Genomic DNA, 15,618 nt, shown 5'->3' with positions numbered 1-15,618 from the left:
CTCGCCCAGCTCGGCGACACCGAGTGGCGCGACGTCGACGCGGTCCTGCGGTACGCGGTCCGCCGCGGCGCCTCCAAGATCGTCCTGCACGGCTGGGGCACCGGCGCCACGATGGCGCTGCGCGCCGCCGCCGAGTCGGGCGTGCGCGACCGCATCGCCGGTCTGGTCCTGGACTCCCCGGTCCTCGACTGGGAGGCCACCGTCCGCAACCTCGCCGCCGCCCGGGGCGTCCCGGGCCCGCTGGTCCCGCTCGCCGTCCGCGCCGCCCTCGGCCGCACCGGCCCGCACCCCGACCACTCGGCGGACCTCCGCATCCCGGTCCTCCTGGCACACGGCCCCGACGACACGATCTCCCCCTGGGAGCGCTCCGTCGAACTCGCCGCGCGCCGCCCGGACCTCGTGACCCTGCTGACCGTCCGCCAGGCCCCCCACACCGCGATGTGGAACGCGGACCCCCTCCGCTACGAAGAAGCCCTGCGCCGCTATCTGACCCCCCTCATGTAGCGCTCCCACGGCCCCCGGCACCCCGTCCGCGACGGCGCGGCGGATTCCGATTGGGCTTTCGGGCCGTCAGCGGGAAGACTGCCCCCGTGACGTCTCGAAAGCCCGATGAACCATTGGCGCGCAACTCCAGACTCCGCCTCGTCCGTCCGCGCTCGCTGGCCACCGCACGGCGGGCCGCGACGACGCGCCGCACCCGGCCTGCCCCGAGGCCGCCCGAGGGCACCCCGCCCCGCGCGGAACTGGCCCGCCAGGCCAGACTCGTCCTCGCCGACGCCGTGCGGATCGCCCGCTGGGCCGCCGCCCCGCGCGGCCCCCAGCAGGGGCTGCGCACGGCGACGGCCTCGCCGTCCTCCGCTTCCGCCGCTCCCGGCTCCGCCGCCGCCCCCAGTGCGACGACCGCCGAACAGGCCGCCGCCGCCCTCGACCTGACGCCGGATCGGGTCCGGGCCGGCTGGGACCGGGCCCGGCTCGCCGGCCTCGTCGAGCTGCACGGAGCCACCGTCCGCCCCGGCTGGCGGCTCCAGGCCTGGGACCGGGACGACTCCGCCGTGCTCCGCGGCTGGGTCGCGCTCCTCGACGCCTGGTCGCTGGTCCACCCCGCACCCGAGGGCGTCGCGCCCGGCGCGGTCGCCGAGGTCGTGGAGGCCGTGCCGCAGGTCCTCTCGCTGCTCCAGCTCTCCCAGGGCCCCGTCCTCGTCCCTGCCCTCCTCGACCTCCTCGGCCAGCGCGTCGACGAGCTCCGCGAGGAGCGCTGCGAGGTGCCCGGCGACGGCGCGCCCGCCCACCCCGCGCCCCCCGCCGAGCGGCTGCCCGCCCTGCTGGACTGGGCCCTCGAGGGCCTCGCCGAGGTCGGCGCGCTCACCCTGGACGGCGAGGCCGGCCCGGAGGGACGTCACGCGACCCTGACCCCGCTCGGCAACTGGGCGGTGTGGGTCAAGCTGGAGCAGATCTGCGTGGCCGCGCAGAGTCCGGCCGGCAACATCGAGCAGTCCGCCGCCGACATGCTCCGCGGCTGCGCCCGGCTCACCCCGGGTCCGGCCCGCGACGAGTACCGCGCCTGGCTGGCCGCCCGCCCGCTGGCCGGCGCGGTCGCCGAACTCCTCGCCGCCGCGCGCGGCGAGGACGCCCTGCTGCGCGGCCTCGCCTTCGAGGCGCTGCGGGTCGTCGGCGCCCCCGCCGAGGCGGAGGTCCGCGCCGCGGTCGCCGAGCCCTCGCTGCGCCCCTACGCGCTGCTGTGGCTCGCCGAGTACGAGGGCACCGACCCCGACGACGCCCCGGAGGTCCTCACCCGCGAGGAGGCGACCTGGCTCTGGGTGGACACCGCGGCCGCCGTCGCCGACCACGGGGAGAGCGAGCTTCTCGTCCGTCACCTGGACTCGGCCGTCCAGGGCACCGTGCCCGCCCTCCTGGAGGAGGTCAGGGCGGTGGGCCACCCGAGGACCGTCCAGGTGCTCGTGGCCCTCGCCGCCGCCCACCCGGACCCGGCCCTGGCCAAGGCGGTCCGTCGCGCGGCCTTCCAGGTCCACACCGGCACGCTCTGACGCCGCCGGTCCGGCGGGCGCCCCTCCGGGCGCCCGCCCCGCCGGACCCCGGATCAGTCCGCCGCGCCGGGCGCGTACGTCCCGAAGCTCCAGACGTTGCCCTCGCCGTCACGGGCCATGTAGTCGCGGGAGCCGTAGTCCTGGTCGGTGGGCGGCATGAGGATCTCCACGCCGTGGGCGGCGGCGCGGGCGTGGTGCTCGTCGACGTCGCGGACCCGGACGTAGACGCCCACCGGACCGGAACCGGCCATCAGCTTGTCGAACTCGCTGCCGGTGCCCGAGCTGCCGAGCATCACCGTCCCGTTCCCGTACGACAGCTCGGCGTGGGCCACCAGCCCGTCCTCGCCCTCGTACACCGCGGTGGCGGTGAACCCGAAGGCCTCGGTGAGCAGCGTGATCGCCGCCTTCGCGTCCCGGTACGTCAGCGCCGGACAGATGTCGGGTGCCTCGGACATCCCGCTCACTCCCTCTCGATCGACCCCCTCGGTCAGATGTGACCTAGGGCACAGTCTTGCAGTCCGTCGGGCCGCTCAGCGGAAGGTGTTGCACTGGGCCATGTCGCCGGTCCGGTAGCCCGTGTGGAACCACTGCCGGCGCTGCTCCGCCGAGCCGTGCGTCCAGCTCTCCGGGGTCACCCGGCCCTGGAAACGCTCCTGGATGCGGTCGTCGCCGACGGCCGCCGCCGCGTCCAGGCCGTCCCGGATGTCGGTGTCGTCGATCCGGGTGAGCAGGGGCCGGCCGATGGACTCGTCGGGGGTGCTCGTCGCGTGCCGGGCCCACACGCCCGCGTAGCAGTCCGCCTGGAGCTCGACGCGGACCGCGTTGGAGTCCGCCCCGGTCCGCCCGTCCTGGGAGCGGCTGAGCGTCCCCATCAGGTTCTGGATGTGGTGGCCGTACTCGTGCGCCACCACGTACGCCTGGGCGAAGGGTCCGGCGCCGGCGCCGAACTTCGTCCGCAGCTCCTCGAAGAAGCCCAGGTCCAGGTAGACCCTCCGGTCGCCGGGGCAGTAGAAGGGGCCGACCGCCGAGCTCGCCGCGCCGCACGCCGTGTTCACCCGCTGGTCGAACAGGATGGTGGAGGCCGGGGCGTAGGTGCCGCCCCGGCGGGCGTACTCGCCCCGCCAGTAGTCCTGGACGCTGTTGACCACGGCCACCGTCCGGCAGTCCTGCCGGCTGTTGGCGTCCGCGCCGCTCAGGCAGTCCCGCTTCACCTGCTCCGCGGAGGAGGAGCTGGCCGCGGGCGTGTCCTCCCCGCCGCCGGAGAGCCCGAGCTGGTCGGGGCCGACCCCGAGGAACACGCCGAGGAGCAGGGCGATCAAGCCGATGATCCCGCCCCCGACGGTGGCCTTCCCGCCCGGGATGCGGCTGCCGCGGACGTCCTCCACCTCGGAGGTGTCCAGACGGGCGTCGTCGTCGAACTGCACGGTCACCTCCGCGTCGCCGCGGCGGCCGGACCGCCGCCCTCCGCCGAGTATCGAATGATCTCGACCGTTCCGCTCTTTTTGTCAGTGATTCAGGCGATCCACTGAGTGATGAGAGAAAAGTCCCTCTCCGTCCTCCGTCGCCCGTGTGGCCGAAAACCAGTTGCATCAGCCCGTTAGACTGGCCGCATGGCCGTTCTCCTCTGGGTGCATTAGCGGCGCCGAAGCCCGCCACCAGCCGTCTCTTCCGCCGTCTTCCCACCGCCCTGGAGTCTGTCCGTGATCACCGCTTCCGGCATCGAGCTGCGCGCCGGCGCCCGCATCCTCATCGAGAACGCTTCCTTCCGCGTCGCCAAGGGCGACCGCATCGGTCTGGTCGGCCGCAACGGCGCCGGCAAGACCACCCTCACCAAGTGCCTGGCCGGCGAGGGCCAGCCCGCCGGCGGCACGATCGCCCGCTCCGGCGAGGTCGGCTACCTCCCGCAGGACCCGCGCACCGGCGACCTCGACGTGCTCGCCCGCGACCGCGTCCTCTCCGCCCGCGGCCTCGACGTCCTCCTCCGCAAGATGCGGCAGAACGAGGAGCGGATCGCCACCGGCGCCGGCGCCACCCGCGAGAAGGCCCTCAAGCAGTACGAGCGCCAGGAGACCGAGTTCCTCACCAAGGGCGGGTACGCCGCCGAGGCCGAGGCCGCCACGATCGCGGCCGCCCTCGGACTGCCCGACCGGGTCCTCGGCCAGCCGCTGCACACCCTCTCCGGCGGTCAGCGCCGCCGCATCGAGCTCGCCCGGATCCTCTTCTCGGACGCCGACACGCTCCTCCTCGACGAGCCGACGAACCACCTCGACGCCGACTCGATCGTCTGGCTGCGGGACTACCTGAAGACCTATCGCGGCGGCTTCATCGTCATCTCCCACGACGTCGACCTGGTCGAGACCGTCGTCAACAAGGTCTTCTACCTGGACGCCAACCGCTCCGTCATCGACGTCTACAACATGGGCTGGAAGCTCTACCAGCAGCAGCGCGAGGCCGACGAGAAGCGCCGCAAGCGCGAGCGCCAGAACGCCGAGAAGAAGGCCGCCGCCCTCAACTCGCAGGCCGACAAGATGCGCGCCAAGGCCACCAAGACGGTCGCCGCGCAGAACATGGCCAAGCGCGCCGAGCGCCTGCTCTCCGGCCTGGACGCGGTCCGCGTCTCCGACAAGGTCGCCAAGCTGCGCTTCCCCGAGCCCGCGCCCTGCGGCAAGACCCCGCTCACCGCGGAGGGCCTGTCCAAGTCGTACGGCTCCCTGGAGATCTTCACCGACGTCGACCTGGCCATCGACAAGGGCTCCCGGGTCGTCATCCTCGGCCTCAACGGCGCCGGCAAGACCACCCTGCTCCGCCTCCTCGGCGGGGTGGAGCAGCCCGACACCGGCGAGGTCACCCCGGGCCACGGCCTCAAGCTCGGCTACTACGCCCAGGAGCACGAGACCCTGGACCCGGAGCGCTCGGTCCTGGAGAACATGCGCTCCGCCGCGCCCGACCTCGACCTGGTCGAGGTCCGCAAGGTGCTCGGCTCCTTCCTCTTCTCCGGCGACGACGTCGACAAGCCCGCCGGGGTGCTCTCCGGCGGTGAGAAGACCCGGCTCGCCCTGGCGACCCTGGTCGTCTCCTCGGCCAACGTGCTGCTGCTCGACGAGCCCACCAACAACCTCGACCCGGCCAGCCGCGAGGAGATCCTCGGCGCGCTGCGCACCTACAAGGGCGCGGTCGTCCTGGTCACCCACGACGAGGGCGCCGTGGAGGCGCTCGACCCGGAGCGGATCATCCTGCTCCCGGACGGCGTCGAGGACCTCTGGGGCCCGGACTACGCGGACCTGGTCGCGCTGGCCTGAGCCGCGACTGGATCATTCGGCTCATCGCCGGATCCGTCATCTGAGTGAGAAGGTCTCGTACCCCCGGCGCGGGCCTCTGCCGAATCCTTCCGGCAGGGCTCGCGTCGTACGTTTGTTCCCTCGACGTGCCTGACCTGGCAGTCCCTTGATCCACTCCTTCGAGGGATGCGATCCGGCCGTGCGGAATGTCGGCTTCCGATCATGAGGACGCCGTACTCGTCCGCAAACCCGGCAGGACGGACCTTGTCGAATGGGTGGCCAGGATGCCGGGGAGGGGTGATCATGAGAAGTCCAGAGCGCACTTCCCATGAGGAGGCACGGGTGGCCGAGACTCTGAAGAAGGGCAGCCGGGTGACCGGCGCCGCGCGCGACAAGCTCGCGGCAGACCTGAAGAAGAAGTACGACTCCGGAGCGAGCATCCGGGCGCTGGCCGAGGAAACGGGCCGCTCCTACGGATTCGTCCACCGGATGCTCAGCGAATCCGGAGTGACGCTGCGTGGTCGCGGCGGCGCGACCCGGGGCAAGAAGGCAGCCTCGGCCTGACGCCGGGGGCGGCTCGACCGGTCCACCGGGAACCTCCCGGTGGGCACCCGGTCGGTCCTGCGACCGGCCGGGTGGTTACTGTGCAGTCACTTAGCATCGGATGCAGTGCTGCACCGGAACCGGAGGCGCCCCATGACCACGCCCGACGACCCCCAGCTCGTCTTCGACAAGGACGGTGTACGGCTCACCGTCGAGGACGCCGTTGCCACGGTGACCCTGACCAACCCGGCGAAGCGCAACGCCCAGTCTCCCGCTCTGTGGCGGGCGTTGACGGAAGCCGGCCGGTCACTGCCGGGCAGCGTGCGGATCGTCGTCCTGCGCGGTGAGGGCAAGTCCTTCTCCGCCGGACTCGACCGACAGGCCTTCACGCCCGAGGGCTTCGACGGAGAGCCGTCCTTCCTCGACATGGCGCGCGGGTCCGACGCGGACCTCGACGCGGTCATCGCCGAGTACCAGGAGGCGTTCACCTGGTGGCGCCGCAGCGACCTCGTGTCCATCGCGGCCGTCCAGGGCCACGCCATCGGTGCGGGCTTCCAGCTCGCCCTCGCCTGCGACCTGCGGGTCGTCGCCGAGGACGTGCAGTTCGCGATGCGCGAGACCAGCCTGGGCCTCGTCCCCGACCTCACCGGCACGCACCCGCTCGTCTCCCTCGTGGGCTACGCCCGCGCGCTGGAGATCTGCGCCACCGGCCGCTTCGTCCACGCCGAGGAGGCCGAGCGCATCGGCCTGGCCAACATCGCCGTGCCCGCCGACGAGCTCGACGCGGCCGTACGGGACCTGAGCGCCGCCCTCCTCGCCGCGCCGCGCGACGCGGTCGTCGAGACCAAGGCGCTGCTCCAGGGTGCCGCCGGCCGTTCCTACGAGGAGCAGCGCGTCGCCGAGCGCGCCGCCCAGGCCCGCCGCCTCCGCGACCTCGCCGGCCTCGGCGACTGACGCCCCGCCCGGGACCTAGCGCACCTCCGTCACCACCACCGTGACCGCGGCGCCCTCCGGGGCCGCCGCGGCCGCCGCCCCGCGCGCGGCCCGGGCCGTCTCCACGACCGGTCGGTCCGACGTCACCGCGCACTCCACCCGGACCGCCTCCGGCGTCCGGTGCACCGGCGGGCCCAGCGCGTCGGTCACCGCCGCCACGCCCGGAGTCCGCAGCACCGCGAGCGCCACCGGATCGTCCGTCGCCGGAGAGGTCCGGCCGGGTGCCGGGGGAGCGGGCTCCGGCGCGGGCGCCTCCTCCAGGAGGTCCGTCACCCGCAGGTCGACCTCCGTCACCGCCAGGCCGAGCCCCCGCGCCGCCGCGAGCAGCAGCACCCGCACCTCCTCCGCCGTCTCCGGCAGCGAGCGCCCGCCCGCCACCGCGGCGAACTCCGCCTCGATCCGCAGCGGCCCGGCCGGCAGCCCGCCCGGCGGCACCGGGAACGGGCCCGGGTCCCCGGCGGCCCCCGCCGCGCCGATCCGCAGCGCGCCCGGCACCGCGTCCCGTACCCCCGTCACCGCCCGGCCCAGCGCCTCCCGGGCCGCGCGCTCCGCGAGCCACGCGCCGTCCGCCGCCGTGCCGAGCGGCAGCAGCCTGCCCGGCGCCAGTCGTTCGCGCACCGCCGTCGTCCAACCGTCACCCGTGGTCATTGCCCCAGCCTGCCGTATCCCCGGAGCGGCATCGGGTAACCGCCCTTAGTGTGGGCGAAGAACCCCGAAATATCCTGAAAGGGGCTTAATCATGACGGACAGCGAACGCAGCGGGGAGCCCACCCCGGTCACCCGGAAGGGCGCCGGCGCGGCGGCCACCCGGGGCCGGACCACCATCGCCGACGGCGTGGTCGAGAAGATCGCGGGCATGGCAGCCCGCGACGTCGTCGGCGTCCACGCCATGGGCAGCGGGCTCTCCCGCACCTTCGGCGCCGTCCGCGACCGCGTGCCCGGCGGAGGCGGCGCCAAGGCGAGCGTCACCCGGGGCGTGAAGGCCGAGGTCGGCGAGGTGCAGACCGCCCTCGACCTGGAGATCGTCGTCGACTACGGCGTCTCCATCGCCGACGTCGCCGGAGCGGTCCGCGAGAACGTCATCGCGGCCGTGGAGCGGATGACCGGCCTGGAGGTCGTCGAGGTCAACATCGCGGTCAGCGACGTGAAGCTGCCCGACGAAGAGGAAGACGAGCCGGAGTCCCGGCTCCAGTAGCCGCCCGGCACGGCACACGGACCCGCAGGGCCCGGAAAGGGGTTCAGCATGAGCATGGCGGTGGTCGGCCTGCTGGCCGGCATGGGTCTCGGCTTCGCCGGATACTTCGGCGGCTTCGGGGCGTTTCTTCTGGTCGCGGCCTTGGGCGCGGTCGGCTTCGTGGCCGGCCGCCTCCTCGACGGCGATCTCGCTCCCGGCGACCTGCTGCGCAGCCGCGACCGCGGCGACCGGCGGCGGTGACGGCGGGTGCCCACGGACGTCACGGCACGCCCGCCGCTCAGGGAGCGCGGCGCGACCACGATCGCCGACCGGGTGGTCGCCAAGATCTCCGCCCAGGCCGCGAAGGAGGCCCTGGGCGGGGTGCCGGCGGGCGGCCACCGGCCGCACGCCTCGGTGGTCGTGCACCGGGACTCCGCCCGCATCTCGGTCAGCCTCGAACTCGACTACCCCACCGACGTCGGCCGCCGCTGCGGGGCCGTCCGGGCCCGGGTCCGCGGCCGGGTCGAGGATCTCGTCGGCATGGAGGTCCACGAGGTCGCCGTCCACGTCGAGCGCCTCCACTCCCCGCGCACCGCGCCCGCCGCCCGGAAGGGCCGCCTGGCATGACCTCACCCGAACAGCCCACCGACCCCGCACCCGATCCCGCGGCCGGTCCCGTACCCGACCCCGTCCCCGACCCCGTCCCCGTCCTCGGCGACCACGACGGCGACGAGGGCCGCGGCGCGGAAGGCGAACGGGTCCGGCGCTTCTGGGCCGTCCGGCGGATCCCCGCCGCGCTGCTCGCCGCCGTCGTCCTCGGCGGCGCCGGACTGCTGCTCTACGACGTGGCCGCCGTCCGGGCCGACCGGACCGCCATGAGCTGGCGGCGCGAGCTCGCCGACGACCTCGCGACCCGGCCCCTCGACGACACCGGGACCCTCGCCGCCGCCGGCGTCACCGTGCTGCTCGGCGTCTGGCTCCTCGTCCTGGCGTCCACCCCCGGCCTGCGGAAGGTGCTGCCGATGCGCCGCACCCACCCCGACGTCCGGGCCGGACTCGACCGGGAGGCCGCCGCGCTCGCCCTGCGCGACCGGACCATGGAGGTCTCCGGCGTCCAGTCCGTGAAGGTCAGGGTCGGCCGCGCCAAGGTCGGCGTCCGGGCCGTCTCCCACTTCCGCCCGCTCGACGACGTCCGCGCCGACGTCGAGTCCGTCCTCGCCGCCGGCGTCGAGGAGCTCGGGCTCGCCCGCAGACCCGCGCTGACCGTACGGGTGGACCGCCCGTCCAAGAAGGGGTGAGGCCCGTGCACGCACCCGTCACCGCCGTCCTGCGGCGCGTCAACCGCGTCCTGCTCGGCCTGGCCGGGCTGCTCCTCGTCCTCGTCGGCGGCGCCGTCCTCGCCGCCGGCCTCGACCTGCCCGTACCGTCCTGGTGGCCCTGGTCGGGCCCCGACGACGTGCTCCTGACCGCCGCCCGCCGGCAGCGGTGGCGCGAGGAGGGCTGGTGGTGGCCGACGGTCATCGCCGTCCTCGGCGTCCTCGTCCTGCTCGCCCTGTGGTGGCTCATCGCCCAGTTCCGCCGGGCCCGGCTCGCCGAGGTCCTCGTCGACACCGGCGACGGCGACGCCGCCGTGCTCCGCGGCCGGGCCCTGGAGAGCGTCCTGGAGGCGGACGCCACCGCGCAGGAGGGCGTCGCCCAGGCCCGGGTCGCCCTCACCGGCCGCCGCACCGCCCCGCGCACCCGCATCGCGCTCCTCCTGGAGCCGTACGCCTCCCCGGGCGAGGCGCTGGCCGGGCTCGGCGGTGAGGCGCTGGCCCGCGCGCGGACCTCCGCGGGCCTCGCCGCCCTGCCCACCGAGGCCCGGCTCCGGGCGGTCAAGCACCACGCCCGCCGGGTGACCTAGGGCCGACCGGCGGACTGTGGCCGGACGGGCCCCGGACCGTGGCCGGACGGGCCCAGGCTCAGAAGCCGTGCCGCGCGCCGCCGTCCACCGGCAGCATCACGCCCGTCAGATAGGAGGCGGCGGGGGAGAGGAGGAAGGCGGCGGTCCGGCCGAACTCCTCCGGGGTGCCGTAGCGGCGCAGCGGGATCCTCGCCTCGTTCGCCGCGCGGGAGGCCTCCGCGTCGCCGGAGAGCGCGTCGAGCTGCCGCACCCGGTCCGTGTCGATCCGGCTCGGCAGCAGGCCGACCACCCGGATCCCGCGCGGGCCCAGGTCGTCGGAGAGGGACTTGGCGAAGCCGGCGAGCCCGGGGCGCAGCCCGTTGGAGATGCTCAGGCCCGCGATCGGCTCGTGCACCGAGCCGGACAGGACGAAGCCGATCACGCCGCCCTCGCCCAGCGTCTCGGCCGCCGCACGGGCGAGCCGCACCGCGCCGAGGAAGACGGTGCCGAAGGCCGCCGTCCACTGCTCGTCGGTGTTGTCCGCGGCGAAGCCCGGCGGCGGGCCGCCGACGCTGACGAGGACGCCGTCGAGGCCGCCGAACCGGGCGCGGGCCTCCGCGATCAGCCGGGCCGGGGTCTCCGGGTCGTCGTTGTCGGCGGCGAGCCCCGCCGCGCCCTCGCCCAGCTCGGCGACGGCCGCCGCGACGGCCTCCTCCCCGCGGCCGGTGACCAGCACCCGGGCGCCCTCGGCGAGCAGCGCCTCCGCGGTGGCCCGGCCGAGCCCCCGGGTCGCGCCGGTGACGACGTACACGCGGTCCTTCAGTCCAAGATCCATGGGCCTATCCTGCCGTCTCGTCCCCGGCCAGCGCGAGTGCCGTCCCCACCAGGCCGATGTGGCTGAAGGCCTGCGGGAAGTTGCCGAGCTGGCGGCGTGCGACCGGGTCGTACTCCTCCGCGAGCAGCCCCACGTCGTTGGTGAGCGCCGCCAGGCGCTCGAAGAGCTCCCGGGCCTCGGCGGGGCGCCCGGTCATCCGCAGGGCGTCGGCCAGCCAGAAGGAGCAGACGAGGAAGGCGCCCTCGCGCCCGGGCAGCCCGTCGACCGCGCCCGAGTCGGGGCTGTAGCGGCGCAGCAGGCCCCGGTGGGTCAGCCCGGCGCGCACCGCGTCCACCGTGCCGACCACCCGGGGGTCGTCCGGCGGCAGGAAACCGACCCGGGGGATGAGCAGCGTGGCGGCGTCGAGCTCCGCCGAACCGTACGACTGGGTGAAGGTGTTCCGCCCGGGGTCGTACGCCCGGTCGCACACCTCGGCGTGGATCTCGTCCCGCAGCGCCCGCCAGCGGCCCGGCTCGCCGGGCAGCGAGGGGTCCGCCTCCAGGGTGCGCACCGCCCGGTCGGCGGCGACCCAGGCCATCACCTTGGAGTGGGTGAAGTGGCGGCGGGGGCCGCGGACCTCCCACAGCCCCTCGTCGGGTTCGCGCCAGTGGGACTCCAGGAAGCCGAGCAGGCTCAGCTGGAGGTTCCAGGCGTGCCGCTCGGCGGGGATGCCCGCCTCCCGGGCGAGGTGCAGGGTGTCCATGACCTCGCCGTAGACGTCGAGCTGGAACTGCTCCACGGCCGCGTTCCCGATCCGTACCGGGGCCGAGTCGGCGTAGCCGCGCAGCCAGGGCAGCGCGGTCTCGGGCAGCCGCCGCTCGCCGGCCGGGCCGTACATGATCTGGAGGTCGGCCGGGTCGCCGGCGACCGCGCGGAGCAGCCAGTCGCGCCAGGCGGCGGCCTCGTCGGCGTATCCGGCGGCGAGCAGGGCGCCGAGGGTGAGGGAGGAGTCGCGCAGCCAGCAGGCCCGGTAGTCCCAGTTCCGCACCCCGCCGATCTCCTCCGGCAGGGAGGTGGTGGGGGCGGCGACGATGCCGCCGGTGGGGGCGTAGGTGAGCGCCTTGAGAGTGATGAGGGAGCGGATCACGGTGTCCCGGTACGGCCCCCGGTAGGCGCAGCGGCCGGCCCATTCCCGCCAGTCGGCGAGCGAGTGCTCCAGGGACTCGAAGGGGTCGACGAGGGCGGGCCGCCGCTCGTGGGAGGGGTGCCAGGTGAGGACGAAGGCGACCCGTTCGCCGGCGGTGACGGTGAAGGAGGAGCAGGTGGCGTACTGCTGCCCCCAGGTCTTGACCTGCGGCTCGCTCCGCAGCCAGACGGCGTCGGGCCCGGCGACCGCGACGCGGTGCCCCTCGGACCTGCGCACCCACGGCACGATCGAGCCGTAGTCGAAGCGGAGGCGGAGCACGGCGCTCATCTCGACGCGGCCGCGGACGCCCTCGACGATCCGGACGACGTCCGGGGCGCGGTCCCGCTGGGGCATGAAGTCGGTGACCTTGACGGTGCCGGTGCGGGTCTCCCACAGCGTCTCCAGGACCAGGGAGTCGTCGAGGTAGCGGCGGGAGGCGCAGGTGGTGGAGCCCTGCGGGGCGATCCGCCAGTGGCCGTCGTCCTCGTCGCCGAGGAGGGCGGCGAAGCAGGCGGCGGAGTCGAAGCGGGGCAGGCACAGCCAGTCGATGGAACCGTCGCGTCCGACGAGCGCGGCGGTCTGGAGATCGCCGATCAGGGCGTAGTCGTCGATGCGTCGGGTCACGCTCTGGGCTGTTCCCGGAAGCGACGGCGGTCAATCAGCGGGGCGAGGTGGCCTGGATCGCGTCGCCGTCCTCTTGCGGGACGCCGTCCCCGGACCCGCCGTCCCCGGTGCCGTCACCGTCCCCGGACCCGCCGCCGTCCCCGCCGCCCCCGGTGGTCCCGCCGTCGGCGGTGGTCCCGGTCTCGCGGTCGCGCTTCTCGCGGCGTACGAGGACGAGCCAGCCGACCGGCACGCCGGCGGCGAAGAGCCACCACTGGACGGCGTACGCCATGTGCGCGCCGATCGAGTCGTGGTCGGGCTCGGGGATCTGTTCGGGGGAGCCGCTGGCCGAGGAGGGCGCGGTCTGCTCGATGTAGCCGCCGAGCACCTCGCGGCCGATGAGTTCGGCCTGCTGGCCGCTGCTGATGAGCATCACCTGACGGTCCGGCAGGCCCTTGAGGTCCTTGATGCCGCTGGCACCGGTGGTCTCGTCGGCCTTGAGCCGGCCGGTGACGGTGACCAGGCCCCGGGGGGCGGGCGGGACCTCGGGGTAGTCGCGCTGGTTGGCGGCGCCGGGCACCCAGCCGCGGTTGACCAGGACGATCCGGCCGTCCTCCAGGACCAGCGGGGTGAGGACGTGCGCGCCGACCCGGTCGTCGGAGGAGGTGCGGCGGCGGACGACGACCTCGTGCGCGGTGTCGAAGGTGCCGGTGGCGGTCACCTGGCGCCAGTAGTCGGCGCGGGGGACGACGTGGCCGGGGGAGGTGAGCTCCTCGACCGGGACCGACGCGGCCTTCAGGTTGTCCGCGATCAGGGAGTTCTGGGCGACCCGGCGTTCGTGCCGATGGAACTGCCAGAAACCCAGCTCGATCATCACGGGGATGAGGACGAGGGCGACGAGGGTGAGGATCACCCACTGCCGGGACAACAGGAAGCGGTACACCCCACGACCGTACGACACGGGCGTGAGGTGTCCGCACACCGGGTCGGGTGACCGGCGCCACCCGTCCAGGATCGTTTCTTCGTCACGGGACCGGGGGCTCACACCCGGTCGACGATGCCCGCCTTCCCCTCGGCGCGGGCGCAGTGGGCACCGCAGTACCACTTCCCGTCGGCCTCGACGCCCTGTCCGATGATCTGGACCCGGCAGTGCTCGCAGATGGGCGCCATGCGGTGGATGGCGCAGGAGAAGCAGTCGAAGACGTGCACCGCGCCCTGCGCGTGCACCTCGAAGGACATGCCGTAATCGTTTCCGCAGACCTCACAACGTGCCATGCGCCACAGGGTGGCGCCCCGGGGGCCGCGCGCGCCGCGCGGCGCGCCCTCCGGGGGCGGGGTGTCACCCGTCTGCCGGGGCCACGTCCCGCAGCAGATGGGCGTAGGCGGCCTCGTCGACGACCGGGGTCCCGAAGGCCTTCGCCTTGACCGTCTTGGAGGTGGCGGAGTCCGGGTCGTTGGTGACCAGGAGGCTGGTGAGCCGGGAGACGGAGGTGGCGACGTGCAGCCCGGCCTCGACCGTGCGGTCCTCCAGGAGCTCGCGGTCGACGGAGGTGTCGCCGGAGAAGGCCACCCGCATGCCCTGCTTGAGCGGCTTGTCGCTCTCGTACCGGCCGGGGTTGGGGTACGGGCAGGCGGGCCGCTTCCGGGAGGGGCGCCAGCTCCCCGCTCCGTACGAGGACTGGCGGCCGATCAGCGGGCGGTCCGGTGCCGACGCCCACTCGGTGAGCGGCCGGCATTCGAGGAGCGGCAGCCGCACGCCCCGCTCGGCCGCCGCGTGGAGGCTGGGGCGGAAGGCCTCGGCGAGCACGCGCGCGTCGTCGAGAGCGTCGTGCGCGCGCTGCTGCACCACGCCGAAGTGGGCGGCGAGCGTGGCCAGCTTGTGGTTGGGCAGCGGCAGCGCCAGCTCCTTGGCGAGGGCGATGGTGCAGAGCCGCTGCCGCACGGGCGCGGTCCGCTCGGCGCGCGCGTACTCCCGGGCGATCATCTGCCAGTCGAACATGGCGTTGTGCGCGACGAGGACGCGGCCGTCGAGGCGGGCCGAGAACTCCTCGGCGATCTGCGCGAAGAGCGGCGCCCCGTCGAGGACCTCGCTGGTGAGGCCGTGGATCCAGACCGGGCCGGGGTCCCGTTCGGGGTTCACCAGCGTGTACCAGTGGTCCTCCACGTCGCCCTGCGCGTCGAGGCGGTAGACGGCGGCGGACACGATCCGGTCGTCGCGGGCGAGACCGGTGGTCTCCACGTCGACGACCGCGTACCCCTGCGGGTAGGCGGCCGGCCACGTCGCTGCTGTCGTACGGTCGTCGAGCATGGTCACTGAGAATACGGCCCGCGACCGACAGCGCCGCCCCCGGTGTCCGTGATGTCCGTGATGTCCCCTGCGGGAGAGGTTCCGGGGCCCGCCAGGAGCCCGTCCACCAGGGCGCGCACCGAGGCGGCGAAGAGCCGGTCGGGGTCGGGCGGGGCGGCCAGGGCGCGGGCGAGGAGCGGGTCGGCGCCGGAGGTCTCGGCGCCCCACAGCTCCTCCTCGGCCGGCGACTGGACCGGCGCCCGCTCGCGGTTGCGCTCCAGCAGCACGTATCCGACGGCCTGGAAGGTGACCGCCCGGACCAGCTCCGCCGCCCGCTCGCCGCGCAGCCCCGCCGCGCGCGCCTCCCGCACCAGGGCCCGCTGGGCCGGCAGGAACATCCGCTCCGTCAGGCCCCGCTCGTGGACCATCGCCACCAGGTGCGGGCGTTCGCGCAGCGCCCGGCGCAGGGCGTGCGCCACCGAGGCGATCCGCTCCGCGGGCCCCTCTCCGTGCGGCCGGATCGCGCCGAGGTCGGCCACCGTCCGCTCGGCCAGCGCGTCGAGCAGCGACTCGCGGTTGCCCACGTGCCAGTAGATCGAGGTGACCGCCGTGTCGAGGGCTGCGGCGAGGCCGCGCATGGTGAGCCCGTCCGGGCCGTGCGCCCGTACCAGGGCCGCCGCCGCGTCCAGGACCTCCTCGCGGCTGAGCGTCCGGCGTGCCATCCGTCATCCCCCCTGACGTCCCGTCAATTCGCCGCGCCACGCGTCTTTACCCTTCCCCGGTGGCGGTGTAACAGTGTTACAGGCCTTCGCC

18 protein-coding genes and 1 pseudogene are annotated in these 15,618 nt (G+C 74.6%); 10 read left to right on the top strand and 9 right to left on the bottom strand.

Annotated features, from left to right (window positions below):
- Together AB0E19_RS35585 and AB0E19_RS35580 are read left to right on the top strand one after the other, a co-directional pair.
- Window positions 1-504 (top strand): annotated as a pseudogene (locus AB0E19_RS35585) (hypothetical protein); the annotation flags it as partial.
- A 155-nt stretch (window positions 505-659) separates the two neighbouring features.
- Window positions 660-2,045, top strand: coding sequence for a hypothetical protein (locus AB0E19_RS35580; protein WP_362188313.1), 1,386 nt, complete (start codon window positions 660-662; stop codon window positions 2,043-2,045).
- A gap of 53 nt (window positions 2,046-2,098) precedes the next feature.
- On the opposite strand, the gene AB0E19_RS35575 is transcribed toward AB0E19_RS35580, so the two are convergent.
- Window positions 2,099-2,500 (bottom strand): VOC family protein, encoded by a 402-nt coding sequence (locus AB0E19_RS35575; RefSeq protein WP_362188310.1) that lies wholly within the window; start codon window positions 2,498-2,500, stop codon window positions 2,099-2,101.
- 75 nt (window positions 2,501-2,575) lie between these two features.
- A complete protein-coding gene (locus AB0E19_RS35570; protein ID WP_362188307.1) occupies window positions 2,576-3,469 on the bottom strand; it encodes a neutral zinc metallopeptidase in 894 nt (297 codons plus the stop codon).
- 276 nt (window positions 3,470-3,745) lie between these two features.
- Here AB0E19_RS35570 and AB0E19_RS35565 point away from each other — a divergent pair, with 276 nt between their 5' ends.
- From AB0E19_RS35565 to AB0E19_RS35555, 3 genes are all read left to right on the top strand, one after another.
- Entirely contained in the window at window positions 3,746-5,344 is a 1,599-nt protein-coding gene (locus tag AB0E19_RS35565) for an ABC-F family ATP-binding cassette domain-containing protein (protein WP_360600777.1), read from the top strand.
- Between the two features lie 321 nt (window positions 5,345-5,665).
- The gene (locus AB0E19_RS35560; protein ID WP_006123601.1) at window positions 5,666-5,887 is read left to right on the top strand and encodes a helix-turn-helix domain-containing protein; all 222 of its coding nucleotides are present in this window, start codon (window positions 5,666-5,668) and stop codon (window positions 5,885-5,887) included.
- Window positions 5,888-6,019: 132 nt separating this feature from the next.
- Entirely contained in the window at window positions 6,020-6,820 is an 801-nt protein-coding gene (locus AB0E19_RS35555; protein ID WP_362188304.1) for an enoyl-CoA hydratase/isomerase family protein, read from the top strand.
- A gap of 15 nt (window positions 6,821-6,835) precedes the next feature.
- On the opposite strand, the gene AB0E19_RS35550 is transcribed toward AB0E19_RS35555, so the two are convergent.
- Window positions 6,836-7,507, bottom strand: coding sequence for a hypothetical protein (locus AB0E19_RS35550; protein ID WP_362188301.1), 672 nt, complete (start codon window positions 7,505-7,507; stop codon window positions 6,836-6,838).
- Window positions 7,508-7,598: 91 nt separating this feature from the next.
- Here AB0E19_RS35550 and AB0E19_RS35545 point away from each other — a divergent pair, with 91 nt between their 5' ends.
- From AB0E19_RS35545 to amaP, 5 genes are read left to right on the top strand one after another with little or no spacing between them, the layout of a single operon-like run.
- Window positions 7,599-8,054 (top strand): Asp23/Gls24 family envelope stress response protein, encoded by a 456-nt coding sequence (locus AB0E19_RS35545; protein WP_362188298.1) that lies wholly within the window; start codon window positions 7,599-7,601, stop codon window positions 8,052-8,054.
- Between the two features lie 48 nt (window positions 8,055-8,102).
- A complete protein-coding gene (locus AB0E19_RS35540; protein ID WP_362188295.1) occupies window positions 8,103-8,294 on the top strand; it encodes a hypothetical protein in 192 nt (63 codons plus the stop codon).
- Between the two features lie 6 nt (window positions 8,295-8,300).
- Window positions 8,301-8,660 carry an Asp23/Gls24 family envelope stress response protein gene (locus AB0E19_RS35535; RefSeq protein ID WP_362188292.1) on the top strand — a complete coding sequence of 120 codons (360 nt, stop codon included), beginning with the start codon at window positions 8,301-8,303 and terminating at the stop codon, window positions 8,658-8,660.
- Window positions 8,657-9,331, top strand: coding sequence for a DUF6286 domain-containing protein (locus AB0E19_RS35530; protein ID WP_362188289.1), 675 nt, complete (start codon window positions 8,657-8,659; stop codon window positions 9,329-9,331). Before AB0E19_RS35535 ends, AB0E19_RS35530 begins: the two co-directional genes overlap by 4 nt.
- Window positions 9,332-9,336: 5 nt before the next feature.
- Window positions 9,337-9,936, top strand: a complete 600-nt coding sequence (amaP, locus tag AB0E19_RS35525) for an alkaline shock response membrane anchor protein AmaP (RefSeq protein ID WP_362188286.1) — start codon at window positions 9,337-9,339, stop codon at window positions 9,934-9,936.
- 58 nt (window positions 9,937-9,994) lie between these two features.
- Here the strand turns inward: amaP and AB0E19_RS35520 are convergent, their stop codons facing one another.
- From AB0E19_RS35520 to AB0E19_RS35495, 6 genes are all read right to left on the bottom strand, one after another.
- Complete coding sequence (locus tag AB0E19_RS35520) at window positions 9,995-10,750, bottom strand: SDR family oxidoreductase (protein ID WP_362188283.1); 756 nt, start codon at window positions 10,748-10,750, stop codon at window positions 9,995-9,997.
- Window positions 10,751-10,754: 4 nt separating this feature from the next.
- The gene (locus AB0E19_RS35515) at window positions 10,755-12,539 is read right to left on the bottom strand and encodes a glycoside hydrolase family 15 protein (protein WP_362188280.1); all 1,785 of its coding nucleotides are present in this window, start codon (window positions 12,537-12,539) and stop codon (window positions 10,755-10,757) included.
- A gap of 34 nt (window positions 12,540-12,573) precedes the next feature.
- Window positions 12,574-13,461, bottom strand: coding sequence for an SURF1 family protein (locus tag AB0E19_RS35510; protein ID WP_362188277.1), 888 nt, complete (start codon window positions 13,459-13,461; stop codon window positions 12,574-12,576).
- A 98-nt stretch (window positions 13,462-13,559) separates the two neighbouring features.
- Window positions 13,560-13,793: a hypothetical protein gene (locus AB0E19_RS35505; RefSeq protein ID WP_169086049.1), complete on the bottom strand. Its 234-nt coding sequence runs from the start codon at window positions 13,791-13,793 to the stop codon at window positions 13,560-13,562.
- Between the two features lie 64 nt (window positions 13,794-13,857).
- Window positions 13,858-14,832 (bottom strand): DEDDh family exonuclease, encoded by a 975-nt coding sequence (locus AB0E19_RS35500; protein WP_362188273.1) that lies wholly within the window; start codon window positions 14,830-14,832, stop codon window positions 13,858-13,860.
- Window positions 14,829-15,527: a TetR family transcriptional regulator gene (locus AB0E19_RS35495; RefSeq protein WP_362188270.1), complete on the bottom strand. Its 699-nt coding sequence runs from the start codon at window positions 15,525-15,527 to the stop codon at window positions 14,829-14,831. Before AB0E19_RS35495 ends, AB0E19_RS35500 begins: the two co-directional genes overlap by 4 nt.
- Window positions 15,528-15,618: the final 91 nt, after the last annotated feature.

Origin of the sequence: Streptomyces sp. NPDC047974 (assembly GCF_040653375.1) — a bacterium.
Classification (GTDB): Bacteria; Actinomycetota; Actinomycetes; order Streptomycetales; family Streptomycetaceae; genus Streptomyces.
The sequence above is the reverse complement of the archived record's forward strand: the minus strand, read 5'-3'. Positions and strand labels throughout refer to the sequence as shown.